Origin of the sequence: Ancylobacter crimeensis, from assembly GCF_023016805.1 — a bacterium.
Classification (GTDB): domain Bacteria; phylum Pseudomonadota; class Alphaproteobacteria; order Rhizobiales; family Xanthobacteraceae; genus Ancylobacter; species Ancylobacter crimeensis.
In genome coordinates this window covers 64290-89611 of sequence record NZ_JALKCH010000003.1, presented here as the reverse complement: position 1 = coordinate 89611, position 25322 = coordinate 64290, and the positions used below count along the sequence as shown (strand labels likewise).

Sequence of the window (25322 nt, the reverse complement as noted above, 5' to 3'; positions counted from 1 at the left end):
CAAGGGCATGCTGAAGCATCATGTCTCCGAAGGCCGTTCAGGCGGCGTTGGCAAGCCTTTGGTCAGTCGGCTGCCGACCGCGTTGGCCGTCCACGACGGGATCGGCGGCGCCGGTCGCCCGCGGGGCGCGGCGGCCCAGACGCTCGCGGGCCCGCTCCAGCGTGACGCGCACGGCCGGCACCGAAAGCCCGTCGCGGCGCAGGATCAGCCCGACCAGCGGGTCCGACAGGATGTCGTCGAGGGTGGGTTCATAGGCAGGAGAGGACGCGAAGGCGCCCGAAGCGAAATCGACACCGGTCATTTGAAAACGTCCCGAATTGCGGAGGAGCCTTCAAGGCATGTCCGCCATTGCAATGAAGCAGGGGAAAGCGGCTCAGGGCCGTTTGGGACGTCGACAACAGCACATGGTCATGGCTCGGCTCCTCAAGCTCGTTGCCCGACCACGAAGTCGCTCCGTGGCGCTTTAGCGTTGATGACGCGGTGCAAGCTGCCGGGTGTCAAATCCCGCGACCGGGGCGGCACGAGGGCCGATCCGATGCAGGGGTAGATAGCACGCGTCGGCGAAATGTCAACCAAAGGAATAGACTAATCGGCGGTCCGCCTTATTGTTGGGCAGTTCGCCCAGCAATTATGCATGGCTAGTATTCCATTGAGACACTAGACTATCGCAGCGCGACCCCGTCTCCTTGAGTGACCGGCGCGCCGCGCCTATCCCCTCAGGAGACTTCGATGCCCGTGCTTTCGCCCGCCTTGTCCCGTCGCTGGCTTGGCCTCACCCTTGGCGCCGCGCTGGTCGCCGCCGTCGGCCTGCCCGTTTTCTCCTCGGCCGTGCGCGCAGCGGATTCGGTCAAGCTCGGCATCATCGGCGGTGACGAGGAGGAGATCGCCGAGGTTGCCCGGAAAGTTGCCGCGAAGGACGGCCTCGACATCCAGATCGTGACATTCTCGGACTACACCCTGCCGAACGAGGCGCTCTCGCGTGGCGATCTCGACGCCAACGCCTTCCAGCACAAGCCCTATCTCGATGCGCAGATCGCGGCGCGGGGCTACAAGATCGTGCCGGCCGGCTCCACCATCGTCGAGCCGATCGGCTTCTATTCGCTGAAGCTGAAGGATTTCAAGGACATCCCGCAGGGTGCGCAGATCGGCATTCCGAACGATCCCTCCAATGGCGGGCGCGCGCTGAACCTGCTGGCCGCCAATGGGCTCATCACACTTGCGCCCGGCAAGGGACTGCAGCCGACCGTGCTCGACGTGGCGAGCAACCCGAAGAAGGTGAAGCTGGTCGAGCTCGACGCCGCCCTCATTCCCAACCAGCTCCCGGATCTCGACGGTGCGGTGATCAACACCAACTACGCGCTCGGCGCCAAGCTCGATCCGCGCAAGGACGCGCTGGTTCAGGAAAGCCGGACCGACAATCCCTACGGCAATTTCATTGCGGTGCGGGCCGGCGATGAGAACAAGCCGGCCGTCCGCAAGCTGGTGGCCGCCTATCAGTCGAACGAGGTGAAGGCGTTCCTGCAGACCCGCTTCAAGGGCGCCATCCTCCCCGCCTGGTGAGAACCGCCTCAGCGCGGGCAGGACCAGATAAGGAAAACCGCCCGGCCATCGCATATGGCCGGGCGGTTTTGTCTGTGTTGCGGCGCGTGGTGGGGGCGCTACTGGCCGTCGATGGAGGCCACGGCCTCGCCGGTCGCCGCCGGCGGCACATAGGGGTCGGCAAGTGCGGCATCGGGCTGGCTGACCGGGATCTGGCCGGAGGTCATGGCCGCGAGCTTCTGCGGTCCGGACTTGCGAAGAATCTCGCGGAAGCTGGCATTCATGCCGCCATCCACATAGCCCGGCGCGCTCGGCGGCTCGATCTGCGCCAGAGTCGCGATCGCGGCCTCGTCATTGGCCTGCTTGGCGGCGATCGCCTGCTGCACGGCCACATCCGGCATCACCGCCGGGCAGGGGCCGAGCGGGTCGCTCGGCGGGCCGGGATCGGCTCCGGCCGGGGTGAAGCGATAGCGGCTCTGGCAGGCGGCGACTTGCGGAGGCTGGCGGGTGACCGAAAACAGATCCGTGCCTTCCTTCAGATTGCGCCAGAACGGCATGTTCGGATCGTTGCGGTAGAGCGCGAGATTGCGCGCCGTCATGCGGAAGGGCAGGGCCTCCACCTGGAAGCCCGGCTGCCCGGCGGCGAGCGCCTCGCGCGCGACCGGGTAGATCTCGCCGATGCCGTCATTGGTCATCGCGTAGCACCCCGCAGAGGTGCAGGCGCCATGGACCATCAGCGCGCCGCCCTCATAGCCGAGCGCCTGTTCGAGCGGGTTGGGATAGCCGAGATTGAACGAGAGGTAATATTGCGAGCGCGGGTTCATCTGCGCGCGGGTCACGGTGTAGAAGCCTTCCGGCGCCTGGCGGTCGCCCTCGCGCATCTTCGGCCCGAGCTTGCCGGACCAGCGGCAGAGCGGATAGGTCTTGAGCAGGGCGTAGCGGCCGGTGCGGTCGCGCTTCCACAGCTCCAGCTCGCTTTCCTTCTTGTAGATCCGCACCATGATCGGATCCGCGGGTGTCATGCCCTTCGCCGACATCTGCTGCATGAGCTTGGGCGGGATCGGTACCTCGCCGCGATCGTCGCCATCGAAGCGGGAGCAGCCGGCGACCGTCACCGCGAGAGCCAGCAGGAGCAGCGTGCGCAGGCGGGTGGAGGTCGGGCGGGAGGAGCGGGTGAGGGCGGACAGCATGGCATTCGTTCCCGAAAAGGCGGACGCCGGGCCGGGCCGGCGGCGGCCGATCGGTCCCTTTTCATCCTGGCCTGCATTCCTGAAAAAAGTGGATGCAGTGCGGCGAGGAGCGCATCGCTGTCGGTGAAACGGAAGAATCGCGCACACCGGCCGGACGCGCGAAGGGCACCGTGGGCGGCGGCGGGAAGATCCGGTCGACCTTAGGACGCGCGATCATCCATCCTGTCTAGCGGCGAAGGGTAGACGCCACGTTAACGCCGCCTGCACACGCAGAGATGTGATCGCGTACGGTCAGGCCGAACGCAACGTCCGCGAGCCGCGCGGGAAAGGGCCCGATGACCATTCCGGTAGGGCGGGATCCGCGTTTGCCATCCACGCGGAGCGGCCCGTGGTACACTCAGAAATTGCGCCGCCGCTTGCGTTTCGGCGCATTCGATCTTGGTGTTATAATACCGTGAATGAGGGTGGCAAGCCAATACGGAGCCCAGAGGGGCGCCGTTCTGTACGGATTGTCATTGGGCAGGAAGCCGCCCCTGGTCTTTGATTCCTGCACTTCGCGGCGTACCTGCGCCACACGATCACCCCTTGATGCCATTTTTCTCCCCTCGCCAGATGTCGATCCGTGGAAGGACCCACAGCTGGTATTCCGGTCCTGTACCGCGCCCCGCCCGATGGTTGCTTGTGCGCTGCTCGGTATGTGAGACGGGGCGACCAAGACTCAGTGCGTTCTGCAACTCTGCGGGGAACTTTAGCTGAATGACGCAGGGGTATGCATCGGCGAAATGGTGGATATCCGATCGGAGGTATTCCAGGTTGCCAGGCTCGTTGCCGAGCGACCGCGCAAGCGTCTCTGCCCGATCGGGTCATGAGGCCACTTTCCGGTGGTCCGGGGAGGCCCTACAGCAGGAAGCATGTCCGAATCCCTGATTCCCCATGCTGAGCTTTTCTGGCTTGCCGGCTCCCTGCTGCTGGCGGGCGCCGCGACCGGAATCCTTGCCGGCCTGTTCGGCATCGGCGGCGGCGCGATCATCGTGCCGGTGCTGTTCGAGGTCTTCACGGTTGCCGGGGTCGATCCGGCCCTGCGCATGCACCTTGCGGTCGGAACCTCCCTCGCCATCATCATTCCGACGGCGCTCGGCTCCTACAGGGCTCACCGGGCGCGCAGCGCGGTGCGCTCCGATGCGCTGCGTCGCTGGGCGGTCCCGGTGGTGCTCGGCGTGCTCGCCGGCACCGCACTCGCCTCGGTCTCCCCGGATCGGGTGCTGAAGGTCGCCTTCGTCGCCTTTGCCGGGCTGATGTCGATGCGGCTGCTGTTCGGCCGCGAGAGTTGGGTGCTGGGCGATGAATTGCCGGGCCGGGGGCTGATGAGCGCCTATGGTTTCGGGGTCGGCCTGACCTCTCCGCTCATCGGCATCAGTGGCGGCGGCATCGCGAGCGTGATCCTGACGCTCTACCGCGTGCCGATCCACCAGGCGATCGCGACCTCCGCCGGGCTCGGCGTCCTGATCGCCATTCCCGGCGCCATCGGCTATGTGATCGGCGGGCTGTCGCATCTGGCGGAGCTGCCGCCGCTCTCGCTGGGCTATGTCTCGATTCCCGGCGCTCTTCTGGTCGGCGGCGTCGCGACCCTCACCGCGCCGCTCGGCGCGCGTCTGGCCCACGCCTTTACGCGGCGCCAGCTCGAAATCGGCTTCGGAATCTACCTCTTCGTCATCGGCGCCCGCTTCGCCTGGCAATTGCTCGCCTGAAGGAAAACAGGCGATTATCCGCCATCCGTCTTGCCGCGCAGCACCAGTTTCTCGCCGCGGATCTCGAAACTCTCCAGCCGCGACAGGAAGCTCATGCCGAGCAGGCTGTGCTTGAGCATGCCTTCACTCGCGACCAGCGCCGGCACGCGCCGCTCCTGGATCGAGCCACCGATCGAGATGCTGTCGAGCACCACGGACGCCGCCTTGCCACGGCCATTGGCGGTGTCGATGGGAATGTCGTAGCGCAGGAAATCAACCGGCAGGCCGACCGTGCGCGCATCGTCCGGGGTCAGCACGACGCTGGAGGCACCGGTATCGACCAGCATTGGAATGCGCGCATCGTTGACCTCGACACGGATGTTGAAGTCGCCGTCGCGCGCCCGCGCCACCTCGACGGCCGGGCCGCTCGCTCCCGCCAGCGGCACCGCATAGCCCGGCGCGATCTCCGCCAGCACGCGATAAGCAGCGGCATGCAGCTCGTAGCGGAACGAATAGCTGACAGCGATCGTACCGGCGATGACAACCCACAGCAGCAGCGCCTTGAGCGCCTCGGCAAGGCGTCCGGTGAAGGCCGCAACCGTCGCCGCACCGGCCACGAGGGCGAGCGCGCCATAGGCAACCAGATGGGCGATATCCCCGGGCGCAACACCCGCGATCTCGCCGCGCTGGACGGCTACCGCCATCAGCGCGACACCGCTCGCCAGAGCCAGCACCACCACCCACATGAAGCGCTCGCCGGTCATCGCGGAGCGCTCCGGTTGCATGCTGGCCGTGGCCTTGCGAGCAGGGCGAGCCGCGCGGGCAGGCTTCGCATGATCGCCAGCCGCATCGACTCCTCGTAACCGGCCCATGCGCCGATCTCCTCGATGGTACGTCCGCAACCGAGGCACAGCCGGCCCGATGGATCCAGCGTGCAGATACGGATGCAGGGGGTGGACACGGTCATGATCGGACGGACGGGTTGAAACGGCTCAGGACGGTTGCGCGAACATAAGCAGGCCCAACAGGAAGGCAATCTCGGCGAGCTGGGTCGCGGCGCCGGCCACGTCGCCGGTCTGGCCGCCGAGCAGGACGCGCGCGAGCCGGGCGATTCCGGCCGTAGCCACCGAGGCGAACGCCAGCGCCAGCGCCAGCGCGATCGGACCGAATCCCGGAAGCACCAGAGCGGCGGCGAGGAACAGCGACACCCTGGCAGCCCTGAACAAGGCACCGCGCGGCACGACACCGGCGGCACGGGCGATTCCGTCGGCACGGGCAGGCGGCAGGGCGTGGAGGATGAACAGGCCGGCAACGCGGGAGGCGCCGGCCGCGGCGATCAGTCCCGCTGCCGCCAAGGCCGGCGCCCGCTCCACCAGCGCATCCAGCGCGCCGACCCGCAGCAGCACCGACACGACAAGTGCCAGCACGCCGAAGCTGCCGACGCGGCTGTCCTTCATGATGGACAGCCGGCGCTCGGGGTTCATGCCCCCCATGCCGTCGGCGAGATCGGCAAGCCCGTCCTCATGGAACGCGCCGGTGATCGCGATCATCGTTGCAAATGCAAGCGTTGACGCAAGAAACGGGGTGAGGCCGAGCAGCAGGCCGAGGCCCAGCATCGCCGCGCCGGCCGCGCCCACCAGCGCGCCCGCGACCGGCAAGGCGGGGGCGAGGGTCGCGATGTCCGGGGCGGCATGTTCGGTGCCGGCGGTTTCGAAGGGCAGGCGGGGAATCGGCAGGCGGGTGAGAAAGCGCAACGCACCCGGCAGCGCGCGGATGAGTTCCCACGGGAAGGCGGCGGCGCTCGGGCGCGGCTGGTTGTCGTTCATGCCGTTCATCGCGCGATCACCAGCCGGTCGCGCGTCAGCGCCTGTTCCCACCCGCAGCGCTCCAGTTCGGGCCTTGTGGCGTGGGCCCGGGAGTAGCCGATGCACAGATAGGCGGCGAGCCGCCAATGGTCGGGGATGTCAAGAATTTCAGATACTTCCAGTGGGTCGAGGATCGACACCCAGCCGACGCCCACGCCGCGCGCCGTGGCGGCGAGCCACAAGGTGTGGACGGCGAGGATGGTGGAATGGAACAGCGTTTCCGGCATGGTGGCGCGCCCCAGCCCGCCGCCGGTCCCGCATCCCGTATCGGTGAAGACCGCCAGATGGCCCGGCGCCTCGTTGAGCCCGCTCAGCTTGAGGCGGGCGTAGAGGCCGGCACGACTGTCCGGCTGGTCGGCCAAGGCCTTGGCATTGCAGGCGGAAAAGTTCGCCGACACCAACCTCCGGCGCCCCTCGTCGTCCACCTTTACGAAGCGCCAGGGCTGGCTATAGCCGACGCTCGGGGCGAGGCACGCGGTGGCGATGAGGTCGTCGAGCAGGCCGGTGGGCAGCGGCGTCGTCTCGAAATGCCGCTCGTCGCGACGCCAGCGGAACAGGCGGTCCAGCTCCTGCGCGAAGGCAGGCGGGAAGGGGCGATAGGCTTCGGCCGCGCCCGACGGGGGTGCGCATCCGGGTGAGCGGGCGGGTGCGGCCATGGGTAGTGAGACCAGTCGGGTGGGTGATGAGACCGAAATGGCGGTGTCGGCGCCACCACGCTTGCGCGTCGCCGGTGCGAGGTCTACCCCGACCGGCGATCCGAAGCGACAGAGGGAAACACCCATATCATGGCGCGCGCCGCAACCGGCCTTCCCTTCGACGATATCCGCAACCTGATCGCCGCCATGCCCGGGGCCGACGAGGCCGCCCGGCAGGCCGCGCTGGACCGCGAGGGGCAGCTCGTGAAGCCGCCCGGCGCGCTCGGCCGGCTGGAGGAGATCGCGGTGATGATCGCCGGCTGGCAGGGCAAGGCGATTCCTGCGGTGAACCGGCCGACGGTTGCGGTGTTCGCCGCCACCCATGGCGTCGCCGCGCGCGGGGTCTCGCCCTATCCGCCGGAGGTGACGAAGCAGATGGTCGAGACGTTCTCGGCCGGCAAGGCGGCGGTGAACCAGATCTGCGGCGTGTTCGGAGCCGGCCTCCGGGTGTTCGACCTCGCGCTCGATCATCCCACGCCCGACATCGTGGAGGCGGATGCGTTCGGCGAGGCGGAATGCGCGGCCACCATGGCCTTCGGCATGGAGGCGCTGGCCGGCGAGCCGGACCTGTTGTGTCTGGGCGAAATGGGAATCGGCAACACCACCGTCGCCGCGGCGGTGTTCCATGCGCTCTATGGCGGGCAGGCACGCGACTGGGTCGGTCCCGGCACAGGCTCGGTCGGCGAGACGCTGGCCCGCAAGATCGCGGCGGTTGAGGCCGCGGTGAAGCGCGCCGGCGCGCCGCTGGCCGATCCGCTGGAGGTGCTGCGCCGGCTGGGCGGGCGGGAGGTCGCGGCCATGGCGGGCGCCATTCTCGCCGCGCGGATGCAGCGGGTGCCGGTGGTGCTGGACGGTTATGTGGTCTGCGCTGCCGCCGCGATCCTGCACGCGCTCGAGCCCGCCGCGCTGGACCATTGCCTCGCCGGGCACTGCTCGGCCGAGCCCGCCCATCGCGAGGTGCTGCGCCGGCTGGGGCTGGAGCCGATCCTCGATCTCGGCATGCGGCTCGGTGAGGGGTCCGGAGCGGCGCTGTCGATCGGCGTCATCAAGGCGGCGCTCGCCTGCCATGCCGGCATGGCGACCTTTGCCGAGGCCGGGGTCGCCGACGCCTGAGGGGCGGTAAGCGGGCTGCATTGGGCGATCAGCGGACGGCGGCGCGGGACGGCGTCGGCCCCGCGGCGTGGCCGAGCGCGCTCTCGCTGCCGGCCTGCGCCGGTTCGGCCGGCTCCGTCTCCGGCGCATCGGCCCCGTCGGCATCCGGTTCCGCGAGCACGCGCAGGGCCGGGAAGGTGACGATGAACTCGGTGCCTTCCTCCGGCCGGCCGCGCAGATGCAGCGCGCCGCCATGCAGCTCGGCCAGGCCCTTTACGATGGCGAGGCCCAGCCCGGCACCCTCGTCGGCGTTGCGGGTGGCGGCCTCCGCCCGGCCGAAGGTGGCGAGAAGCACCGCGCGCTGTTCCGGCGAGATGCCGGGCCCGCTGTCGCGCACCGAGAGATATTGCCCGCCGGAGGCGGTCCAGCCGACCTTCACCCACACTTCGCCGCGCAGCGGGGCGAACTTCACCGCGTTCGAGATGAGGTTGAGGCAGATGCGGCGCAGCGCTCGCTCGTCGGCGCGCAGCTTCGGCAGCTTTGGCTCATACAGCTCATGGATGCGGATGCCGCGGGTGCGGGCGCGGATCTTCAGCAGCTCACGGCAGTCTTCCACCATGTCCGCCAGCGCCACCGGCTCGTCATTGAGCTCGTAGCGGCCGGATTCGATGCGGGAGATGTCGAGGATCTCGTCGATGAGATTGAGCAGGTGCTTGCCGGAGGCGTGGATGTCGCCGGCATATTCCTTGTAGGTCGGCACCGCATGGCGGCCGAGCAATTCGCTCTTCATGACCTCGGAGAAGCCGAGAATGGCGTTGAGCGGGGTGCGCAGCTCGTGGCTCATCTGGGCGAGGAAGCGCGACTTGGCGACGCTCGCCGCTTCGGCCTGCCGGGCAGCGGCATCGGAGCTGGCCTTGGCCGCTTCCAGTTCCGCGATCAGCCCGTCGGTGGCGGCGCGGGCTTCCAGCGCGCCGAGCATGAAGCGGTTGGCGTGGCGCGACAGCGCAGGCGCGGCGAGCCCGGCCAGCGCCAGCAGGCCGCCGACCGCCAATCCTTCCAGACCCGGCCGGAGCGTGGCCATCAGCGCGGCGGCGACGAAGGCGGGCAAGGCCGCGATGATGGCGGAGATACGGGCTCCCGCCCCGAGACGAGCCGCGCCGGTGAGATAGGCCAGTGCCGCGGCGAGGCCATAGACGTCGGCTCCTTGCGTCCCTGCGACGCCTCCGCCGGAAAGGAGCAGCCGCGCCACGAGGCCCGACGCCGCCAGCGCCGAAAGCGTGTCGAGGGCGGTGAAGACCTGTGCCCGGCGCTGCGCCCGCCCAAGATCCGGCACCGCGCGCACATGGCGGGCGAGCGCGGTGGAAAGCTGCTGCAGGCCGGTGAGGGCGAGGGTGAAGAGCCCGGCTTCGAGCGGCGGCAGGAAAACGAGGCTGCCGGCGCCGGCCGCCAGCATGCCGAGCGCGCTCCACGGCGCCGCAGCAAGGCGCAGGTCGGCCGTGAGTCGCAGGAGCATGTCGGGGGCCGAGGAGGCCTTCGCGGCAGGGGCCATCGCGGACGGGGCTCGTGCGGGGGCGTCGCCGGTGGAAGCGGTGTCGGGGGGAGTAGCGTGTGCGAACACGGCGTGGGTGGAGGGGGCTTTGGTGGACGTGGCTTGGGTGGACGGGGCTTGGACGGAAGCGGTGTGAGCGAAGCGGGCGTGCCCGGACGTCACCTGTTCGGTCCCATCCTGTTCGGTCCGGGTCTGTTCGTTCGTGGCGCGTTCAGCCGATTCCTGCCCTGACGGGGGATACGCGGAGCGGGGCGCGGCCTGCGGCGGCGCCGCCTTTGGCCCGCCTGCCGCGGTGGCGTAGGACTGCGCGGGGGCGCCGGCATGTCCCTGCGAATCGCGATCGGCTGCCGCCGTCGTGCCCATCGTCCTGCCGGTCCCAGCCATGAAGAGAAGGTGGAGGTGTGAGCTTCACCATCCCGTCGCGAGACTTAATGGAGTGCGTAGAACTATGGTTAATCGACGGTGCGGATGAGGCGCGGAGAGCAGGTGAGGGGCAGGGTGTGGCGGCGGAGCACCACCGCCCCGGTGCTGGTCGCGCTTGTGATGACGGGCCTCGCGCTGGTTGCCGAGCGCGTGCTGCCGGAGCGCTTCCTGCCCGGCCGCAGGATGCTGCCGGGCCGGGAGCTGCGCCTTGCCGACGGCGACAGCTTCACCCTCGCCGGCACGCGCATCCGCCTCGCCGACATCGACGCGGTGGAGCTGCATCAATTCTGTGGACAGGACGGCGCGTCGTGGCCCTGCGGGCGCAGGGCACGCGAGGCGCTGGCGGCGATCATCGGCGACGCGGCGGTTGCGTGCCGCGCGCTCGACGAGGACCGCTATGGCCGCACGGTGGCGCGGTGCCGCGCCGTGGGGCAGGACGGGCAAGAGTGGGACATTGGCGGACGCATGGTGAGCGAGGGGTTCGCAGTGGCGGTCGGGCTGCACTATGCGCCGGAGGAGCTTCCCGCCCGCGTGGCGCGGCGCGGCATCTGGGCCGGTCCGTTCGAGCAGCCGGCCGACTGGCGCGCGGCCCATCCGCGCCCGGTCGAGGCTGATTGAGCGGCGGGGGCCTCGGGGGCCTCGCGGACGGCGTGCCGAGTGAGGTAGGCGGGTGCGGGCGGTCTTCAATGCCGTTCTCGTACAGGTGACATGCCTGCATGGTGCGGCACGCCCGGCATTTGAGGGTGACATGCGCGCTCGGGGAGTGACACGCGCGCCCGGAAGCGCCATCTGGTCCTCATGTCCGCTTCCCTGCCTGCCATGGCGGCCGCGCCGGCCGTTTCCGTGCCCGAAGACCCGGCCGACCCTCTCGCCGCGCTGCTCGCCCGCATCCGGGCCTGCCGCGTCTGCGTCGAGCAGCCGCGCCGGGCGCCGCTGCCGCATGAGCCGCGTCCGGTGCTGCGGGTCGGCAGCGGAACGGGGGGCGGGGCGCGCATCCTGCTGGCGAGCCAGGCGCCGGGCACGAAGGTGCATCTCTCCGGTCTGCCCTTCACCGACGCCTCGGGCGACCGGCTGCGGGCGTGGCTCGGCGTCGATGCGCCGACCTTCTATGACGCCACGCGCATCGCCATCGCGCCGATGGGGTTCTGCTTTCCGGGGCAGGACGCCAAGGGCGGCGACCTGCCGCCGCGACCGGAATGCGCCGCGACGTGGCACGACCAGCTCTTCGCCGCTCTGCCGGCCTTCGACCTCGTTCTGGTGATCGGTGCTGCGGCGCAGAACTATCATCTGCGCCGGCTGGGGCTGGAGCGCTTTCTGAGGCTCAACCTCACCGAGCGGATGCTGCGCTGGCGCGAGATCTTCGACGCACGGCAGGGCCCGCGCCTGCTGCCGCTGCCGCATCCGTCCTGGCGCAACACCGGCTGGCTGAAGCGGCATCCCTGGTTCGAGAGCGAGTTGTTGCCGGTGCTGCGGGCCGAGGTGGCGGCGGCGCTGCGCTGAAGCGCGCAGGAGGGCGCGAGGAGCGTCGCGGGTGCAACGGGCTTTGTGACGCCGGATGACAGCATGCATACCGTCATCCCCGGGCGTGGCCAGGGGATCCATGCCTTGCCGGAGCCGGGCTCCCGGTCGAGGCATGGATGGCCGGGCCGGCCGTCATGGGAACCGCGGCGGCGTGAGGTGGCGCCGCCGCCGCTTCGTTCCAGCCCCGTACGTCAGCCGCGCGGGCGGGTGCGGATCTGGAAGCTGTCGAAGGTGTATTCCGCCACCTGCCACCACAGATATTCCTCGTTGCGGAACGCCTGCATGGTTTCGATCGCCTTCTTGAAGTCGGCATTCTTGGCGGAGATCTCGCCCCAGAGCTCGTTGGTGGCCTTGAGGCAGGCTTCCATCACTTCCGGCGGGTAGGGGCGAAGTTGCGTGCCGTTGGCCACCAGCCGCTTGATGGCGGGCGGGTTCTGCACGTCGTAGCGCGCCTGCATGATGGTGTTGGCGTAGGTCGAGCCGGCGATCAGCGCCTGCTGGTAGGTCTTCGGCAGCTCGTTGAACTTCTCGAGATTGGCGAAGGCATGAATGGTCGGTCCGCCCTCCCACCAGCCGGGATAGTAGTAATACTTCGCCACCTTGTAGAAGCCGAGCTTCTCGTCGTCATAGGGGCCGACCCATTCGGCGCCGTCGATGGTGCCTTTTTCCAGCGCCGGATAGATGTCGCCGCCCGCGATCTGCTGGGGCACCGCGCCGAGCTTCTGCAGCACCTGCCCGGCGATGCCGCCGATGCGCATCTTGAGCCCGTTCAGGTCGGCGACGGTCTTGATCTCCTTGGAGAACCAGCCGCCCATCTGGGTGCCGGTATTGCCGCAGGGCAGGCCGTAGACGTTGTATTTCTTGAAGAATTCGTTGAACAGCTCGTTGCCGCCGTTCTGGTAGAGCCACGCATTCTGCATGCGCGCATTGAGGCCGAACGGCACCGAGGCGGCGATGGCGAAGGTGGGATCCTTGCCGACGAAGTAATAGGAGACGGTGTGGCACATCTCCACGGTGTTGTTCTGCACCGCGTCCATGACCTGAAGGCCCGGCACGATCTCGCCGGCCGCGAAGACCTGGATCTGGAATTTGCCGTCGGTCAGTTCCGAGACCATCTTCGACATCACCTCGGCACCGCCATAGATGGTGTCGAGCGATTTCGGGAAGCTGGAGGCGAGGCGCCATTTCACCTCGGGTGCGGACTGGGCGATGGCGGGCGCGGCGACAAGGCTGGCGGCTGCCGCCGCGCCGGTGCCGGCGGCGGCGAGGAACTGACGGCGCTTCATCTGGGGCTCTCTCCTGGAGGTTTCCTCAACCCGGCGCGGTCGGCAATGCCTTTTGGGGCCCTCGCCGCCGCGCTCTTCGCAGCCTGATGGCTGCTCTTGAGGAAAGTCGTACGACAGCCCCTTCCCTTGCGCAACGGGTAGCAAACTGCGTCCTTCGGCGGAGAGCAGCCGGGAACCTGCCGCCTCCCGTGCCTCAGTTCTCGACCACGATGCGCGGCGCCGGGCGGGCGCTGGCGTGGCGGCCGGCGAGGGCCGCGCGCACCGCGGCGGCGATGGCGCGATAGGCCTGCGCCTCCGGGCTGTCCGGCTGGGTGGCGACGATGGGGCGGCCGCCATCCGAGGTCTCGCGGATCGCCATCTGCAGCGGCACCTCGCCGAGGAACGGCACGCCGAGCCGCTGCGCCTCGTGGCGAGCACCGCCATGGCCGAAGATGTCGGACCGCCCGCCGCAATGCGGGCAGACGAAATAGCTCATGTTCTCGACCACGCCGAGCACCGGGACGTTCACCTTCTCGAACATCGCGATGCCACGCCGGGCGTCGATCAGGGCAAGGTCCTGCGGGGTCGAGACGATCACCGCGCCGGCCAGTGGGACCTGCTGGGCCATGGTGAGCTGGGCGTCGCCGGTGCCGGGCGGCATGTCCACCACCAGCACGTCGAGCGGCGCCCAGTCGACCTCCTTCAGAAGCTGGCTGATGGCCGACATCACCATCGGCCCGCGCCAGATCATCGCCGTCTCCTCCTCCACCAGGAAGCCGATCGACATGACCTTGAGGCCCCAGGACTGCAAGGGCTGCAGCATCTTGCCGGCGACCTCCGGCTTGCCCTTCAGCCCCATCAGGCGGGGCACCGACGGGCCGTAGATGTCGGCGTCCAGCAGGCCGACCTTGAGGCCGAGCGAGGACAGGCCGAGGGCGAGATTGGCGGCGAGCGTCGACTTGCCGACGCCGCCCTTGCCCGAGGCCACCGCGATGATGGCGCCGACGCCCGGCAGGCCGCGGCCCTCCTTCTGCGGATCGGCCGGCGGGGTGCGACCGGGTGCCGCGTGCGTGTGTCCCGCGTGGCTGTGGCCGGCGTGGGAATGGCCCGCATGGGAATGCCCGGCGGCGGCCGGGGGCGGGGAGGCGGGTGCGCTTCCCGCCTTCCGTTCGGCGGTGAGCGCCACCAGCGCCGAGGTCACGCCCGGCGTGCCGCGCACGGTGCGCTCCACCGCGGCGCGCACCGGCTCCCAGCTCTGCGCCTGACTCGCATCCACGGTGAGCGAGAGATAGACCTTGCCGTCGGAGACGACGATTTCCGAGAGCACGCCGGCTTGCGTCACCGGGCGGCCATCGGGGGCGGAGACCTGCGCCAGCCGCGCCTTCACCTCATCAGCCGTTACCGCCATGGTCATGCTCCCTTCAATGTCCACAGGGTGTGAGACACCAGCCGGCGAGGGGCGTCAACCCGGCTCGCGCCATTGTTCGATCGAGTCCGCCGATGGGCGCCGGCTCGGAAAGGGCGTGCCCAAATGATGGCCATGACGCCAAGGTGGCTACGGATGCGGCAAGCCCGTTGCGTTGTTCCCGCGATTGATGCGAGCATCACGCCGTCGGCGAACCACCAACAACGCGCCGGCAGCGCGTCCAGAGGGGATCAGCATGCACGTCGCCACCGCCCAGCGGCAGCCGGCATCGCATTTGCCGGCATCGTCACCCGTGCTTGTGCTGCGGCCGACGCGGGATCTGCGGCACCCGCCGGATCACGGCTGAGGCGCATGTCCCACCGAGCGCAGCGTGAAGCTGCCTGCTCCCGCCTCGTCGGTCTCGCTCCCTCCTTTCCCTCCTCCCGATGACCTGCCGTCCGGCGCCTCACCTGCCATCCCGCTGCGTTGCGGCGGGGCTGCTGCGGGTGCCATGATCCCGCCGGATCGCCACCGGAGCCGCCTGTTTCGATGCTCGAAGCCTTCCAGTTGCTTTCCTTCGGCCCCGGCGGCTGGGGCGGCGTGATCGCCTCGGGCGCGCTGCTCACCATCGAGCTGGCCCTGGCCACGCTGCCCTTCGGCTTCGCCATCGGCCTTGCCGTCGCGCTGTCGAAGGATTCCTCCTACCGCACGGTGCGCTGGCTCAGCGTCGTCTACACCACGGTGTTTCGCGGCCTGCCGGAACTGCTGACGCTGTTCATCGTCTATTATGGCGGCCAACTCCTGCTCAGCCGCATCGCCTCCGCCTTCGTGCCGGGCTCCAATGTCGAGGTGAACCAGTTCGTCGCCGGCGTGGTCGCGCTCGGGCTCGTGCTGGGGGCCTTCTCCTCGGAGGTGTTCTACGCCGCCATCCGCTCCGTGCCGCGCGGGCAGAGGGAGGCGGCGGCCGCGCTCGGGCTTTCGCGCGGGCGGGTGTTCCGTCTCGTGGTGCTGCCGCAGATCTGGCGGGTGGCGCTGCCCGGCCTTTCAAACAACTGGATGGTGCTGCTGAAGGACACCTCGCTGGTCTCGGTCATCGCCATTGCCGACCTGATGCGCCAGACCTCGCTGGCGGTCGGTGCCACCAAACAGCCTTTCCTGTTCTATCTGGTGGCCTGCCTCATCTATCTGGTCTTCTCCGCCGCCTCGAGCGCGGTTTTCTCGCGGATGGAGGAGCGCGCCTCGCGCGGCTTCAAGCGGGTGGGAGGCCACTGATGCAAGCTCTTCTCGGCCCGGTTCTCGACGCGCTCGGCGCAGGCTTTCTCCAGATCATGGGCCTGATCGGGCTCAACACCGACCTGATGCAGCGCTACGGCCTGCGCTTCCTCGGCGGCGTGTGGGTGACGATCGAGCTGGTGGTGCTCTCGGTCGGCATCGGCATGCTGCTGGCCTGGCCGCTCGCCATTGCCCGCGTGGAAGGCGGCAAGGTCCTGTCGCGCCTTGCCTTCGGCTATTCCTATTTCTTCCGTGGCACCCCGCTGCTGGCGCAGACCTTCCTCGTCTATTACGGTGCCGGCCAGTTCCGCGAGGAGCTCACCGCGCTCGGCCTGTGGTGGTTCTTCCGCGAAGCCTTCTATTGCGCGGTGCTGACTTTCACCCTCAACACCGCCGCCTACCAGTCGGAGATCCTGCGGGGCGCCATCCAGACCTTGCCGGCGGGCCAGATGGAGGCGGCGAAATCGCTCGGCCTTTCCAAGCTGAAGGCCTACTGGACCGTGATCATGCCGCAGGCCGCCGGCATCGGGCTGCGTCCGCTCGGCAACGAGCTGATCCTGATGATCAAGTCCAGCGCCATCGCTTCGGTGATCACGGTCTACGACCTGATGGGCGTGACGCGCCTCGCCTTCTCGCGCTCCTATGACATGGAGGTCTATCTCTGGGCGGCCGTGCTCTATCTCATGATGGTCGAGATCGTGCGCCGGGTGTGGAACGTGCTGGAGCGGCGGTTGAACCGGCACCTGCTCGTGTCGCGCTAGGAGGTTGCGGACCGGCAAGCGGCGCCGGCAGTTGCCCCGCGCCGCCGGCTGTTGCAAACATCCGCTCGCTCGCCTTTGCCCCTCGACCGCCTCGTCCCGGCGGCGACCGGTGGGGGACGTTCCGCAGGAGATGTGCATGAAGCGTCGCGATCTGCTCGCCACGGCCGGCCTCGGCGCCGCTGCCGCGGCGACACTGGCCGCCCCTCTGGCGGCCCCCGCCATCGCGCAATCGGCGCCGACCATCCGCTGGCGTCTCACATCCTCCGTGCCGAAGGTGCTGGACGCCATCTACGGCGCCAATGAACTGCTCGCCAATTATGTGCGCGAGGCGACCGACGGGCGTTTCCAGATCGAGATCTTCGCGGCCGGCGAGGTGGTGCCCGGCCTCCAGGCGCTGGACGCGGTGCAGAACGGCACGGTCGAGGCGGCGCAGACGCCGCTCTATTACTATATCGGCAAGGATCCGACCTTCGCCTGCTTCACCGCGCTGCCCTTCGGCCTCAATGCGCGCCAGCAGAATGCCTGGTTCTACCATGGCGGCGGGCGCGAATTGCAGGACGCCTTCCTGGCGAAATACGGCGTGGTGGGCCTGCTCGGCGGCAATACCGGCACCCAGATGGGCGGCTGGTTCCGCCGCGAGATCAAGGCCACCGCCGATTTCGCCGGCCTGAAATTCCGCATCGGCGGCATCGCCGGGCAGGTGATGGCCAAGCTCGGCTGCGTGCCGCAGCAGATCGCGCCGGGCGATGTCTATGCCGCACTGGAGAAGGGCACGATCGACGCCTGCGAATGGGTTGGCCCCTATGACGACGAGAAGCTCGGCTTCGTGCGGGTGGCGCCCTATTACTACTATCCCGGCTGGTGGGATGGCGGGCCGACCATGCATTTCATCATGAACAAGGCGCGCTGGGAGGAGCTTCCGGCTTCCTATCGCGCCATCTTCGAGGCGGCGGCGGCCGCTGCCAATGCCGACATGCTGGCGAAATACGATGCGCGAAACCCCGCCGCGCTGCGCCGGCTGGTGGGACAGGGCGCGCAGTTGCGTCCCTTTCCGGCGGCCTTCATGGACGACGCCTATCTCGCGACCACCCAGCTCTATGCCGAGATCGGCGCGAAGAACGCCGATTTCAAGAAGGCGGTCGATTCGCTCACGGCCTTCCGCAACGAGGAATATCTGTGGTGGCAGGTCGGGGAATATCCCTATGACGGCTACACGATCCGGGCCCGCGCGCGGGGCTGAGGCTCACGCCTCGCCGGGCTTGACGGCGAGGGGAGCGCCCGCTGCGCGCCGCCGCCGCTCGCTGCGGTGGCCCTGCACGACGAAGACGCCGCCCGCCACGATCAGCGTCATGCCGGCGATCGAGACGAGGTCCGGCACCTGGCCGAACACCAGCACGCCGGACAGCAGGGCGAAGGGCACGGTCGCGTAGCGGAACGGCGAGACGATCGCCGGATCGGTGCTGCGGAAGGCGGAGACCGCCAGCATGTGGCCGAGCACCAGCGACACCGCGCCGATCGACAAAAGGCCGAACGAGGCGGCGTCGAGCGCCCTCCAGTCCTGGAATCCGCTGCCGGCAAAGCCGAACGCCATGCCGCAGACGATGGTGACGAGCGTGACCACCAGCGTCGGAACATGGGCGGCGATCCGCCCGGTGACGAAGTCGCGCAGCGAGGTCAGCAGCGCCGAGCCGAGCGGGAACAGCGCGGCGGCGGTAAAGGTGCCCGCGCCCGGCTTGATGATGAACAGCACGCCGGCAAAGCCCGCCCCGACCGCCATCCACGGCCGCCAGCCGAGCCGGCGGCCGGTGAGCGCGGCAACGATGGCGAGCGTCAGGATCGGCGCGATCTGGAACACGGCGGAAGCGTCCGCCAGCGACAGCGACATGAGGCCGGAGAGGTAGAGCAGCGTCGAGACGGCCTCGGCGAGACCGCGGCCCAGCACGCGGCGGTCCCGCATGTGCCGCAGGCCGGTCGCCTCGCCCCGCATCAGGATGACGCCCAGCAGCAGCGCCGCCGACATCATGCCGCGCACCGCCATGATCTCGGTGGGCGGCATATGCGGGCCGAGCAGTTTCGAGGCGGTGTCGGTGACCATGAAGACCGCGCAGGCGGCCAGCATGAAGAGAATGCCGCGAACCGGCGAGGCGTCGTGGGTCATGTGCGGAGGCCGAAGCGCGGCGAAGCGTCGGAGGACGCGGAATCCGCGTCTTCTAGAGCATGTCCGGGCGCGCTGGATACGGCCTCACGCAAAGAAATGGGCCGAAACGCCGCGCGATCCGGCCGGGAAGCCACCCCACGGATGGCGCCCCCATGCGGCGTCAGCAGCCCTCGCCGGCGGTGGCGGCGCAGAACTCCTCCCCGGTGGCGAGCCCGCCGCTGCGCCGCTCCAGCGCCTGCGAGACGAGGCCCACCACGAAGGCGCCCACGGCAAGCGCGGCGCCGACCCAGGGAAGCTGGTCATAGGTGAGGCCGAGCGTCAGCGCTGCACCGCCGATCCACGCGCCTCCCGCATTGCCGAGGTTGAAGGCGCCCTGGTTGAGCGTGGAGGCGAGGTTGGGCGCGCCGATCGCGCTGTCCACCACCCGGGTCTGGATCGGCGCCACAACGGCGAAGACCAGCATGCCCCAGACGAAGACGGTGGCGATGGCCGGCACCTCCGCGGCGCTGGTGAAGGCCAGCACCACGAGGATCAGCGCGATGCCGGCGCAGGTTCCGATCAGCGAGGGCATCAGCTTCCAGTCGGCCAGCCGGCCGCCGATGATGTTGCCGATGGTGATGCCGACGCCGAACAGCAGCAGCACCACGGTGACCGCGTTCGGCGTGAGGCCGGTGACCTCGCGCATCAGCGGCGCGATATAGGTGAAGACGGTGAACAGGCTCGCCGAGCACAGCACGCTCATCGCCATGGCGAGCAGCACCTGCGGGCGCCGGAGCACCGCGAACTCGCCGAGGATGTTGCCGGCCTTGTGCGGAATATCCGAGGGCAGCCACGCCGCGATGCCGCCGACCGCCGCCAATCCGATGACGACGACCGTCCAGAAGGTCGCGCGCCAGCTCGCCACCTGACCGAGCGCGGTACCGAGCGGCACGCCCAGCACATTGGCGAGGGTGAGGCCGGCGAACATCAGCGCGATGGCGCTGGCCCGCTGCGTGGGCGGCACGAGGCTTGCCGCCACCACCGCGCCGATGCCGAAGAAGGCGCCGTGGCAGAAGGCCGTGACGACGCGCGCCGCCATCAGCGTCCAGTAGTCCGGCGCGATGGCGCAGAGCAGGTTGCCGAGCACGAAGGTGGCGGCGAGGCCGATGAGCGTCGCCTTGCGCGGCAGGGAATTGGTAATGACCGCGACGATGGGCGCGCCGATCACCACGCCGAGCGCATAGCCGGTGACGAGAAGGCCGGCGGCGGGAATCGTCACATTGAGGTCGGCGGCGACCTCCGGCAGCAGGCCCATGATGACGAATTCGCTGGTGCCAATGCCGAAAGACGCCATGGCGAGCGCGAGGAGCGGAAGCTGCATGGAGCGGGGTCCGTGAAGGATTTCAGAGATTCACGGAGCAATCTGCATCCGATTGTGCGCCGCAACAACGAGAGCTTGCGCACGGCAGCCATGCGTGTGCGAACGAAGCAGGCGGCGGAATCAGCCGCCGGTCACGCTCATGTGCCGACGCACCGCCGGTGCGCTGCCGCGCCGCTCGATCACGAAGTCATGGCCCTTGGGCTTGCGCAGGATGGCGTCGTCGAGCGCGGCGTGGAGCGCCTCGTCGCTCTCCGAGGCGCGGAGCGGGGCGCGCAGATCCGCCGCATCCTCCTGGCCGAGGCACATATAGAGCGTGCCGGTGCAGGTGACGCGGACCCGGTTGCAGCCCTCGCAGAAATTATGGGTCAGCGGGGTGATGAAGCCGAGCCGGCCGCCGGTCTCGGCGATGCGGACATAACGCGCCGGGCCGCCGGTGCGGTAGGCGATGTCCTCCAGCGTCCAGTGCCGGGCGAGGCTGGCGCGGACCGCGGAGAGCGGCAGATACTGGTCCATGCGGTCGGCGCCGGTTTCGCCGAGCGGCATGACCTCGATGAGCGAGACATCCATGCCGCGGCCATGCGCCCATTCGATCAGGGCGGGCAGTTCGTCCTCGTTCTCGCCGCGCAGCGCCACCGCATTCAGCTTCACCTTGAGGCCGGCGGCCTGCGCCGCGTCGATGCCGGCGAGCACCTTGTTGAGGTCGCCCCAGCGGGTGAGGGCGCGGAACCGGTCGGGGTCCAGCGTGTCGAGCGAAACGTTGATGCGCTCGACGCCGCAGGCCTTGAGATCGGCGGCGAAGCGCGCGAGCTGGGAGCCGTTGGTGGTGAGGGTCAGCTCCTCCAGCGCGCCGGTTTCCAGATGCCGGCCGAGGGAGCGAAACAGGGTCATCACGTCGCGGCGCACCAGCGGCTCGCCGCCGGTGAGGCGCAGCTTCTTCACCCCGCGGGCGACAAAGGCGGAGCAGAGCCGGTCCAGTTCCTCGAGCGTCAGCAGCTCGGGCTTGGGCAGGAAGGTCATGTGCTCGGCCATGCAGTACACGCAGCGGAAATCGCAGCGGTCCGTGACCGAGACGCGCAGATAGGTCACCGCCCGGGCAAAGCTGTCGACCAGCGGGCGGCGGGGCGCTCCGAACTGGGCGGCATCGAAGGAAAGATCCGGGCTCAACATCATCCTGCGTCCATGTCGCGCGCCTGCATCAGGGAAAACGCGCTTGATCCAGTGTTCTAGTGGTCCTGCCCCAGCCTGCCAAGGCGCCTGCGCCTATCGACCGATAGCGGAAGCCGAACATCGGGCGCGTGGCCGGCATGGGTTGGCGGGGCCTGCGCATGCCATTATGTGGGGAGCGTTCCGCCGCAGGAGAAGACGCCGTGAGCCCCGCCGACACGACCGCCCACCCCGACGCGCCCTGGCCGACCGAAATCCGCCTGCACAAGGACCGGCGCACGCTGACCGTGGTCTTCGACAATGGCGGCAGCTACGCGCTGCCGGCGGAATATCTGCGCGTGGAAAGCCCGTCCGCCGAGGTGCAGGGCCATTCTCCGGCCGACCGGCAGCTCGTTTCCGGCAAGCGCGAGGTGCGCATCCAGGAGGTGATCCCGGTCGGGCACTACGCGGTGCGGCTGATCTTCGACGACACCCACTCCACCGGCATCTTCACCTGGGAGACGTTCCGGACGCTGGGCGCCGAGCAGGAAGAACGCTGGAAGCGCTATCTGCAGGAGCTGGCCTCGAAGAACCTCTCGCGCGAGCCCGCAGGCGCCGCCCGCCATCACTGAGGCGAGGCGTGCCGGCGCCATCACCTTGACGTGAGGAGCCGGCACCGCCGGCCCTCAGTTCAGCACATAGACCCGGGTGCCGACGCGAACGCGTTCGTAAAGATCCGCCACGTCGTCATTGGTCATGCGGAAGCAGCCCGACGACACGGCCTGCCCGATCGTCTCCGGCTCGTTCGAGCCGTGGATGCGGTAATAGGACGAGCCGAGATACATCGCCCGCGCGCCGAGCGGGTTTTCGATGCCGCCGGGCATGTAGCGCGGCAGGTTGGGGCGTCGCTTCAACATGGGCGGGGGCGGGGTCCAGCCGGGCCATTCGGCCTTGCGGGTGATGGTCTTCACGCCCGACCAGCGAAAGCCGTCGCGTCCCACCCCGATTCCGTATTTCAGAGCGGTGCCGTCCGGCTGCACCAGATAGAGCCGGCGCTCGCCGGTGCGGATCACGATCGAGCCGGGGGCGTAGCTGCCCTGGAAGGCGACCGTCTGCCGGCGGATGGGCGAGGCGGCGGAGCCGGCCTTCGGTCCGTTGCCGAAATCCGAGGGACGTCCGAAGAACGGGAAGATCGAATCGAAGGCGGAGGCCGGCGCGGCGCTCCCCAGAGCGAGCCCCGCCAGCACGGCGGCGCGGAAGGCGACATCAGTCCATCGCATGGTCCAGCCCCATCTCTCATCGGCGGCCGTGCAACAGGCGGCCGGGCGCCGGTCCATTCCCCAACGGAGCCGACGCTACCTGTCTGCCCGTTTCCGGCGCGGGCGTCGATGACGAAGATGAAGCAGGGTAAATCCCCCTTTGCCGCGCGAGCCTTACGCAAAGGGTGCGGGGGAGCGGATCAGTTCCACAGTCCGATATCCGCCCATTTCGACTTCGGAATGGCCGCACCCACCTTGTAGCGGAAATCGGTCACTTTCATGTGATCGGCGCTGAGCGTGCAGGAGAAGCTGAACCGGTACCAATCATTCCCGCGCCGCAGCGCGCCGCCGTCGCCGGCCGCCTTGTTGCCGGTGATTCGCGGAGTGGAGATGGCGTCGATCAGTACGCGGTCGGTGGTGCGCCAGCTCGCATCCTTGGCGAAGGCCTGCATGGCGCCGAGGTCGCAGACCTGGGTGACGAGTTCGGACGGATCGAGCTTCTGCAGGCTGCGCTGCAGCTTGTCGTTGCCGGCGACCTTGGCATGGCCGGCGGCCAGCGACGGAGCAGCGAGCGGCAGCAACAGGCAGGCAGACAGCATCAGACGACGCATCAGGCGTATCCTCGGATCGACGGAAGGGAAATCCCCTGAAGGGGCACGGCGATGCCGCGAGCAGCAGCGCGGGGGCCGCCCAGATCATGGCGGCGTGGTGAGAATAAGGTCACGCGGACGATCCCGCCGCTACCATCCCACCACCCGGTTCACGATCGCGCCAAGTGCGAGTGCAACGGCCATCGCGACGACGAAGGCCACCAGCACGCCGCGGCGCGCCTCCCGTCGTACCCGTAGCGGGGCGACCTCGCGGTGCAGATGGTGTCCGGCGGCGGCGATGGCGTCTTCGGGGGAGGTGAACACCCGGGCGCCGGGCGGCACGATCATCAGGTTTTCCGGGTGGCCGAAATCCTCGATCAGATGGTCCTGCGCGTCGCGGCCGGCGGCCGGACCGGGCACGATCCGCTCCACCATCGCGCGCCGGTCGCCCGACCAGAGGAAGACCGGCAGCCCGCGTGCGGTGGCGTAGCCGAGTTCCCACGCCGTGCCGGGATCCATATGCGGGCCGCGGAAGGGCGAGATGTTCGCGACCACGGCCTCGCATTGGTGGATGAGCGCGATGCAGTTCGCCCGGATCTCATCCGCCCCTTCCACCGCGACGCCGGGCCGCGCGGGATCGAGCGGATAGACGCCGACGAGGCCATGCTCCGCGCACAGCGCCTTCAGCCGAGCGCCTTCGGCAACGGCGTCGGGGCGGAACACCTCGGGACCGGCGAGATAGAGGCGGGGCAGCGACATCGGGACTCCTGTTCGGCGCGCGACCATGCCGGCGCAGCAGGCTGCGTCGCACGTTCCGAACGGGGCTGTCGAGAAAAGATGCCGGACCGGACTGTCGGGGAAGGACCGATGGTGGGCGATGCAGGGATTGAACCTGCGACCCCTCCCGTGTGAAGGGAGTGCTCTCCCGCTGAGCTAATCGCCCGCCGCCATCGAGTGGCGCGGATTTAGTGTGTCCGGGTCCGTGGTGTCAAGCGCGTGCAGCGAGGTTATCCGCAAGCAGACGCTCCACCGTCTCGGGCAGCAGGTCATAATGGCCGATCAGCACGTCGCCGCCCAGTTCCTCCGGCGGGATGTCGGTGTAGCCGAACGGGACGACCACCACCGGCACCTTCGCATTGCGCGCAGTGAGAACGTCGGTGAGGCTGTCGCCGACCATGACGGCACGGCTCGCCTCACCGCCGGCATGGCGGATGGTCTCGATGAGGTGCTTCGCATCCGGCTTGTGCGCGCCATAGGTGTCGGCGCCCGCGATGACCGCGAAGCGCTCCGCAAGCCCGAGCCGCTCCAGCAGAAGGACCGAGAGATATTCCAGCTTGTTGGTGCACACCGCGAGGACGTGGCCGCGCGCGGTCAGCACGTCGAGCGCCTCGACCAGGCCGGGGAAAGGGCGGGTCTTGTCGGCGATGTGGTCGGCGTAATGGACGAGGAAGCGGTCGTAGAGCGCGTCCTGTGCCGCCTGGTCGAGGTCGAGTCCGGCGGCGGTGAGGCCGCGCAGCACGAGCGCACGGGCGCCGGCGCCGATCATCTTGCGGGTTTCCTCGCGCGGCAGGCGTGGGGCGCCGGCCTCCTCCAGCACCAGGTCGAGCGTGTCCAGCAGGTCGGGTGCCGAATCGACGAGCGTGCCGTCGAGGTCGAAGGCGATCACGGCGGGGGCGGCGTTCGGCATGGGGTCTCCTCTCGCGGGTTCGGACCGGCAGGCGGAGGCCGGCGGATGGATGAGGGCACGGCGCATCGAAGCATCGCGTTGCCGGTGTGGCGCCGGAATGCAGATGGCGGGACAGAGCGTTGTCCTTGACCTATGCCTACAATCCTGCCGCTTTTGCTGTCCAGCGTACCGCGGCCATCCGGCACACATGGGCCGTTGCCGATGACCGTAGCCGGGTGCCGACGCCGGAGCCGGGCCGTTTCAGGGAGGCCGCGATGATCTCGATGCTGCCGCCATGCGCCATGGGGATGTGTGCGATGTTCGCCCGCCGTACCGCCCGGATCGGCGGCGCCATGCTGGCCGGGCCGCTTCTCGCCTCCGGCGGCGCGCATGCGCAGAACGAGGCGCCGCCGGCCGGCGCGCCCTCGGCCTATGTCTTCGCGCCTCCGCCCTCCGTGCAGGCCAACCGGCTCTATTCGGTGAACACCGCAACCGGCGAGGTCTCGGCCTGCCAGTTCGAGCGGCCGGATGACAGCCTCGTCGGCGTCACACGCTGCCTTCCGCGCGATGCCAGCGCCGGCCCGCAGCCCACGCCGGCCCGCTTCGACATTTTCTCGACCCATTATTCCGGCGAAACCGGCGTGTTCCGGGTCAATCGCGACACCGGCGAGATGAGCGTCTGCTATGTGCGCGACATGCCGAAGGGCGGCGGCACGGAGGCTTCGTTGGTGTGCACGCCTCCGGCCAGATGACGGCCGGGGCAGGGCGGGTCGCCGGGCGCGTGAAATCGGCCATCGGACCGCGTCTGGCGGCCCGGTGCGGCTTGTCCTCGCCCGTCTTCG

The 25322-nt window shown here is 69.1% G+C and carries 26 protein-coding genes and 1 tRNA gene; 10 read left to right on the top strand and 17 right to left on the bottom strand.

From position 1 onward, the window contains the following. Window positions 1–37: 37 nt before the first annotated feature. Window positions 38–301: a hypothetical protein gene (locus tag MWN34_RS04655; protein ID WP_247027073.1), complete on the bottom strand. Its 264-nt coding sequence runs from the start codon at window positions 299–301 to the stop codon at window positions 38–40. A gap of 428 nt (window positions 302–729) precedes the next feature. Between MWN34_RS04655 and MWN34_RS04650 the strand changes: the two genes are divergently transcribed. Next, window positions 730–1560, top strand: a complete 831-nt coding sequence (locus tag MWN34_RS04650) for a MetQ/NlpA family ABC transporter substrate-binding protein (protein ID WP_247027071.1) — start codon at window positions 730–732, stop codon at window positions 1558–1560. 98 nt (window positions 1561–1658) lie between these two features. On the opposite strand, the gene MWN34_RS04645 is transcribed toward MWN34_RS04650, so the two are convergent. Beyond that, window positions 1659–2729: a L,D-transpeptidase family protein gene (locus MWN34_RS04645; protein WP_247027069.1), complete on the bottom strand. Its 1071-nt coding sequence runs from the start codon at window positions 2727–2729 to the stop codon at window positions 1659–1661. Window positions 2730–3640: 911 nt separating this feature from the next. On the opposite strand from MWN34_RS04645, the gene MWN34_RS04640 reads away from it, so the two are divergent. Next, the gene (locus MWN34_RS04640; protein WP_247027067.1) at window positions 3641–4477 is read left to right on the top strand and encodes a sulfite exporter TauE/SafE family protein; all 837 of its coding nucleotides are present in this window, start codon (window positions 3641–3643) and stop codon (window positions 4475–4477) included. A gap of 14 nt (window positions 4478–4491) precedes the next feature. Here the strand turns inward: MWN34_RS04640 and MWN34_RS04635 are convergent, their stop codons facing one another. The 4 genes from MWN34_RS04635 to bluB are packed head-to-tail and all read right to left on the bottom strand — an operon-like array spanning window position 4492 to window position 6977. Then, window positions 4492–5220 carry a TIGR02281 family clan AA aspartic protease gene (locus MWN34_RS04635; protein WP_247027065.1) on the bottom strand — a complete coding sequence of 243 codons (729 nt, stop codon included), beginning with the start codon at window positions 5218–5220 and terminating at the stop codon, window positions 4492–4494. Continuing rightward, entirely contained in the window at window positions 5217–5423 is a 207-nt protein-coding gene (locus MWN34_RS04630) for a DUF1289 domain-containing protein (RefSeq protein WP_281502868.1), read from the bottom strand. Before MWN34_RS04630 ends, MWN34_RS04635 begins: the two co-directional genes overlap by 4 nt. 25 nt (window positions 5424–5448) lie before the next feature. Further along, window positions 5449–6282 carry an adenosylcobinamide-GDP ribazoletransferase gene (gene cobS, locus MWN34_RS04625; RefSeq protein ID WP_247027061.1) on the bottom strand — a complete coding sequence of 278 codons (834 nt, stop codon included), beginning with the start codon at window positions 6280–6282 and terminating at the stop codon, window positions 5449–5451. Window positions 6283–6287: 5 nt separating this feature from the next. Continuing rightward, the gene (gene bluB, locus MWN34_RS04620; RefSeq protein WP_247027059.1) at window positions 6288–6977 is read right to left on the bottom strand and encodes a 5,6-dimethylbenzimidazole synthase; all 690 of its coding nucleotides are present in this window, start codon (window positions 6975–6977) and stop codon (window positions 6288–6290) included. Between the two features lie 129 nt (window positions 6978–7106). Here bluB and cobT point away from each other — a divergent pair, with 129 nt between their 5' ends. Continuing rightward, entirely contained in the window at window positions 7107–8129 is a 1023-nt protein-coding gene (cobT, locus tag MWN34_RS04615; protein WP_247027057.1) for a nicotinate-nucleotide--dimethylbenzimidazole phosphoribosyltransferase, read from the top strand. Window positions 8130–8157: 28 nt separating this feature from the next. On the opposite strand, the gene MWN34_RS04610 is transcribed toward cobT, so the two are convergent. Further along, window positions 8158–9621 carry a sensor histidine kinase gene (locus tag MWN34_RS04610; protein WP_247027054.1) on the bottom strand — a complete coding sequence of 488 codons (1464 nt, stop codon included), beginning with the start codon at window positions 9619–9621 and terminating at the stop codon, window positions 8158–8160. Between the two features lie 522 nt (window positions 9622–10143). Here MWN34_RS04610 and MWN34_RS04605 point away from each other — a divergent pair. Together MWN34_RS04605 and MWN34_RS04600 are read left to right on the top strand one after the other, a co-directional pair. Next, on the top strand, window positions 10144–10698 hold the full coding sequence (locus tag MWN34_RS04605) for a thermonuclease family protein (RefSeq protein WP_247027053.1): 555 nt from the start codon (window positions 10144–10146) through the stop codon (window positions 10696–10698). Window positions 10699–10878: 180 nt separating this feature from the next. Continuing rightward, window positions 10879–11580, top strand: a complete 702-nt coding sequence (locus tag MWN34_RS04600; RefSeq protein WP_247027052.1) for a uracil-DNA glycosylase family protein — start codon at window positions 10879–10881, stop codon at window positions 11578–11580. A 212-nt stretch (window positions 11581–11792) separates the two neighbouring features. On the opposite strand, the gene MWN34_RS04595 is transcribed toward MWN34_RS04600, so the two are convergent. Further along, the gene (locus MWN34_RS04595; RefSeq protein ID WP_247027051.1) at window positions 11793–12887 is read right to left on the bottom strand and encodes a TRAP transporter substrate-binding protein; all 1095 of its coding nucleotides are present in this window, start codon (window positions 12885–12887) and stop codon (window positions 11793–11795) included. Between the two features lie 193 nt (window positions 12888–13080). Further along, window positions 13081–14274, bottom strand: a complete 1194-nt coding sequence (locus tag MWN34_RS04590) for an Mrp/NBP35 family ATP-binding protein (RefSeq protein ID WP_247027050.1) — start codon at window positions 14272–14274, stop codon at window positions 13081–13083. A gap of 546 nt (window positions 14275–14820) precedes the next feature. Here MWN34_RS04590 and MWN34_RS04585 point away from each other — a divergent pair. The 3 genes from MWN34_RS04585 (at window position 14821) to MWN34_RS04575 (ending at window position 17544) form a co-directional block, all read left to right on the top strand. Continuing rightward, entirely contained in the window at window positions 14821–15543 is a 723-nt protein-coding gene (locus MWN34_RS04585; RefSeq protein ID WP_247027049.1) for an ABC transporter permease, read from the top strand. After that, on the top strand, window positions 15543–16304 hold the full coding sequence (locus tag MWN34_RS04580) for an ABC transporter permease (RefSeq protein WP_247027048.1): 762 nt from the start codon (window positions 15543–15545) through the stop codon (window positions 16302–16304). Before MWN34_RS04585 ends, MWN34_RS04580 begins: the two co-directional genes overlap by 1 nt. Window positions 16305–16440: 136 nt before the next feature. Beyond that, window positions 16441–17544 carry a TRAP transporter substrate-binding protein gene (locus tag MWN34_RS04575; RefSeq protein WP_247027047.1) on the top strand — a complete coding sequence of 368 codons (1104 nt, stop codon included), beginning with the start codon at window positions 16441–16443 and terminating at the stop codon, window positions 17542–17544. A 3-nt stretch (window positions 17545–17547) separates the two neighbouring features. Here MWN34_RS04575 and MWN34_RS04570 read toward each other — a convergent pair whose 3' ends face one another. The 3 genes from MWN34_RS04570 to moaA form a co-directional block, all read right to left on the bottom strand. Continuing rightward, entirely contained in the window at window positions 17548–18462 is a 915-nt protein-coding gene (locus tag MWN34_RS04570) for a DMT family transporter (RefSeq protein ID WP_247027046.1), read from the bottom strand. Between the two features lie 160 nt (window positions 18463–18622). Continuing rightward, on the bottom strand, window positions 18623–19822 hold the full coding sequence (locus MWN34_RS04565) for an MFS transporter (RefSeq protein ID WP_247027043.1): 1200 nt from the start codon (window positions 19820–19822) through the stop codon (window positions 18623–18625). Window positions 19823–19942: 120 nt separating this feature from the next. Further along, window positions 19943–20989 carry a GTP 3',8-cyclase MoaA gene (gene moaA, locus MWN34_RS04560; RefSeq protein ID WP_247027604.1) on the bottom strand — a complete coding sequence of 349 codons (1047 nt, stop codon included), beginning with the start codon at window positions 20987–20989 and terminating at the stop codon, window positions 19943–19945. A 200-nt stretch (window positions 20990–21189) separates the two neighbouring features. On the opposite strand from moaA, the gene MWN34_RS04555 reads away from it, so the two are divergent. Then, entirely contained in the window at window positions 21190–21597 is a 408-nt protein-coding gene (locus MWN34_RS04555) for a gamma-butyrobetaine hydroxylase family protein (RefSeq protein WP_247027041.1), read from the top strand. 54 nt (window positions 21598–21651) lie between these two features. Here MWN34_RS04555 and MWN34_RS04550 read toward each other — a convergent pair whose 3' ends face one another. The 5 genes from MWN34_RS04550 to MWN34_RS04530 form a co-directional block, all read right to left on the bottom strand. Next, entirely contained in the window at window positions 21652–22245 is a 594-nt protein-coding gene (locus MWN34_RS04550; protein ID WP_247027039.1) for a L,D-transpeptidase, read from the bottom strand. A 179-nt stretch (window positions 22246–22424) separates the two neighbouring features. After that, entirely contained in the window at window positions 22425–22835 is a 411-nt protein-coding gene (locus MWN34_RS04545; RefSeq protein WP_247027037.1) for a DUF930 domain-containing protein, read from the bottom strand. 129 nt (window positions 22836–22964) lie between these two features. Further along, entirely contained in the window at window positions 22965–23573 is a 609-nt protein-coding gene (locus tag MWN34_RS04540; RefSeq protein ID WP_247027035.1) for a nucleoside 2-deoxyribosyltransferase, read from the bottom strand. 109 nt (window positions 23574–23682) lie between these two features. Beyond that, window positions 23683–23757: transfer RNA gene (locus MWN34_RS04535), tRNA-Val, on the bottom strand. A gap of 45 nt (window positions 23758–23802) precedes the next feature. Next, complete coding sequence (locus MWN34_RS04530) at window positions 23803–24501, bottom strand: HAD-IA family hydrolase (RefSeq protein WP_247027033.1); 699 nt, start codon at window positions 24499–24501, stop codon at window positions 23803–23805. Window positions 24502–24797: 296 nt separating this feature from the next. Between MWN34_RS04530 and MWN34_RS04525 the strand changes: the two genes are divergently transcribed. Beyond that, window positions 24798–25232, top strand: a complete 435-nt coding sequence (locus MWN34_RS04525) for a hypothetical protein (protein WP_247027031.1) — start codon at window positions 24798–24800, stop codon at window positions 25230–25232. The last annotated feature ends 90 nt before the right edge of the window (window positions 25233–25322 follow it).

What these genes read in the sequence shown, in the direction of transcription:
- MWN34_RS04550 (WP_247027039.1), bottom strand. Translation starts at nt 22,245, where the DNA reads ATGCGATGGACTGATGTCGCCTTCCGCGCCGCCGTGCTGGCGGGGCTC.
- MWN34_RS04645 (WP_247027069.1), bottom strand. Translation starts at nt 2,729, where the DNA reads ATGCTGTCCGCCCTCACCCGCTCCTCCCGCCCGACCTCCACCCGCCTG.
- MWN34_RS04580 (WP_247027048.1), top strand. Translation starts at nt 15,543, where the DNA reads ATGCAAGCTCTTCTCGGCCCGGTTCTCGACGCGCTCGGCGCAGGCTTT.
- MWN34_RS04610 (WP_247027054.1), bottom strand. Translation starts at nt 9,621, where the DNA reads ATGCTCCTGCGACTCACGGCCGACCTGCGCCTTGCTGCGGCGCCGTGG.
- MWN34_RS04540 (WP_247027035.1), bottom strand. Translation starts at nt 23,573, where the DNA reads ATGTCGCTGCCCCGCCTCTATCTCGCCGGTCCCGAGGTGTTCCGCCCC.
- MWN34_RS04590 (WP_247027050.1), bottom strand. Translation starts at nt 14,274, where the DNA reads ATGGCGGTAACGGCTGATGAGGTGAAGGCGCGGCTGGCGCAGGTCTCC.
- MWN34_RS04635 (WP_247027065.1), bottom strand. Translation starts at nt 5,220, where the DNA reads ATGACCGGCGAGCGCTTCATGTGGGTGGTGGTGCTGGCTCTGGCGAGC.
- MWN34_RS04650 (WP_247027071.1), top strand. Translation starts at nt 730, where the DNA reads ATGCCCGTGCTTTCGCCCGCCTTGTCCCGTCGCTGGCTTGGCCTCACC.
- moaA (WP_247027604.1), bottom strand. Translation starts at nt 20,989, where the DNA reads ATGTTGAGCCCGGATCTTTCCTTCGATGCCGCCCAGTTCGGAGCGCCC.
- MWN34_RS04530 (WP_247027033.1), bottom strand. Translation starts at nt 24,501, where the DNA reads ATGCCGAACGCCGCCCCCGCCGTGATCGCCTTCGACCTCGACGGCACG.
- MWN34_RS04575 (WP_247027047.1), top strand. Translation starts at nt 16,441, where the DNA reads ATGAAGCGTCGCGATCTGCTCGCCACGGCCGGCCTCGGCGCCGCTGCC.
- cobS (WP_247027061.1), bottom strand. Translation starts at nt 6,282, where the DNA reads ATGAACGACAACCAGCCGCGCCCGAGCGCCGCCGCCTTCCCGTGGGAA.
- MWN34_RS04630 (WP_281502868.1), bottom strand. Translation starts at nt 5,423, where the DNA reads ATGACCGTGTCCACCCCCTGCATCCGTATCTGCACGCTGGATCCATCG.
- MWN34_RS04600 (WP_247027052.1), top strand. Translation starts at nt 10,879, where the DNA reads ATGTCCGCTTCCCTGCCTGCCATGGCGGCCGCGCCGGCCGTTTCCGTG.
- MWN34_RS04565 (WP_247027043.1), bottom strand. Translation starts at nt 19,822, where the DNA reads ATGCAGCTTCCGCTCCTCGCGCTCGCCATGGCGTCTTTCGGCATTGGC.
- MWN34_RS04545 (WP_247027037.1), bottom strand. Translation starts at nt 22,835, where the DNA reads ATGCGTCGTCTGATGCTGTCTGCCTGCCTGTTGCTGCCGCTCGCTGCT.
- MWN34_RS04525 (WP_247027031.1), top strand. Translation starts at nt 24,798, where the DNA reads ATGTTCGCCCGCCGTACCGCCCGGATCGGCGGCGCCATGCTGGCCGGG.
- MWN34_RS04595 (WP_247027051.1), bottom strand. Translation starts at nt 12,887, where the DNA reads ATGAAGCGCCGTCAGTTCCTCGCCGCCGCCGGCACCGGCGCGGCGGCA.
- MWN34_RS04585 (WP_247027049.1), top strand. Translation starts at nt 14,821, where the DNA reads ATGCTCGAAGCCTTCCAGTTGCTTTCCTTCGGCCCCGGCGGCTGGGGC.
- cobT (WP_247027057.1), top strand. Translation starts at nt 7,107, where the DNA reads ATGGCGCGCGCCGCAACCGGCCTTCCCTTCGACGATATCCGCAACCTG.
- bluB (WP_247027059.1), bottom strand. Translation starts at nt 6,977, where the DNA reads ATGGCCGCACCCGCCCGCTCACCCGGATGCGCACCCCCGTCGGGCGCG.
- MWN34_RS04640 (WP_247027067.1), top strand. Translation starts at nt 3,641, where the DNA reads ATGTCCGAATCCCTGATTCCCCATGCTGAGCTTTTCTGGCTTGCCGGC.
- MWN34_RS04570 (WP_247027046.1), bottom strand. Translation starts at nt 18,462, where the DNA reads ATGACCCACGACGCCTCGCCGGTTCGCGGCATTCTCTTCATGCTGGCC.
- MWN34_RS04655 (WP_247027073.1), bottom strand. Translation starts at nt 301, where the DNA reads ATGACCGGTGTCGATTTCGCTTCGGGCGCCTTCGCGTCCTCTCCTGCC.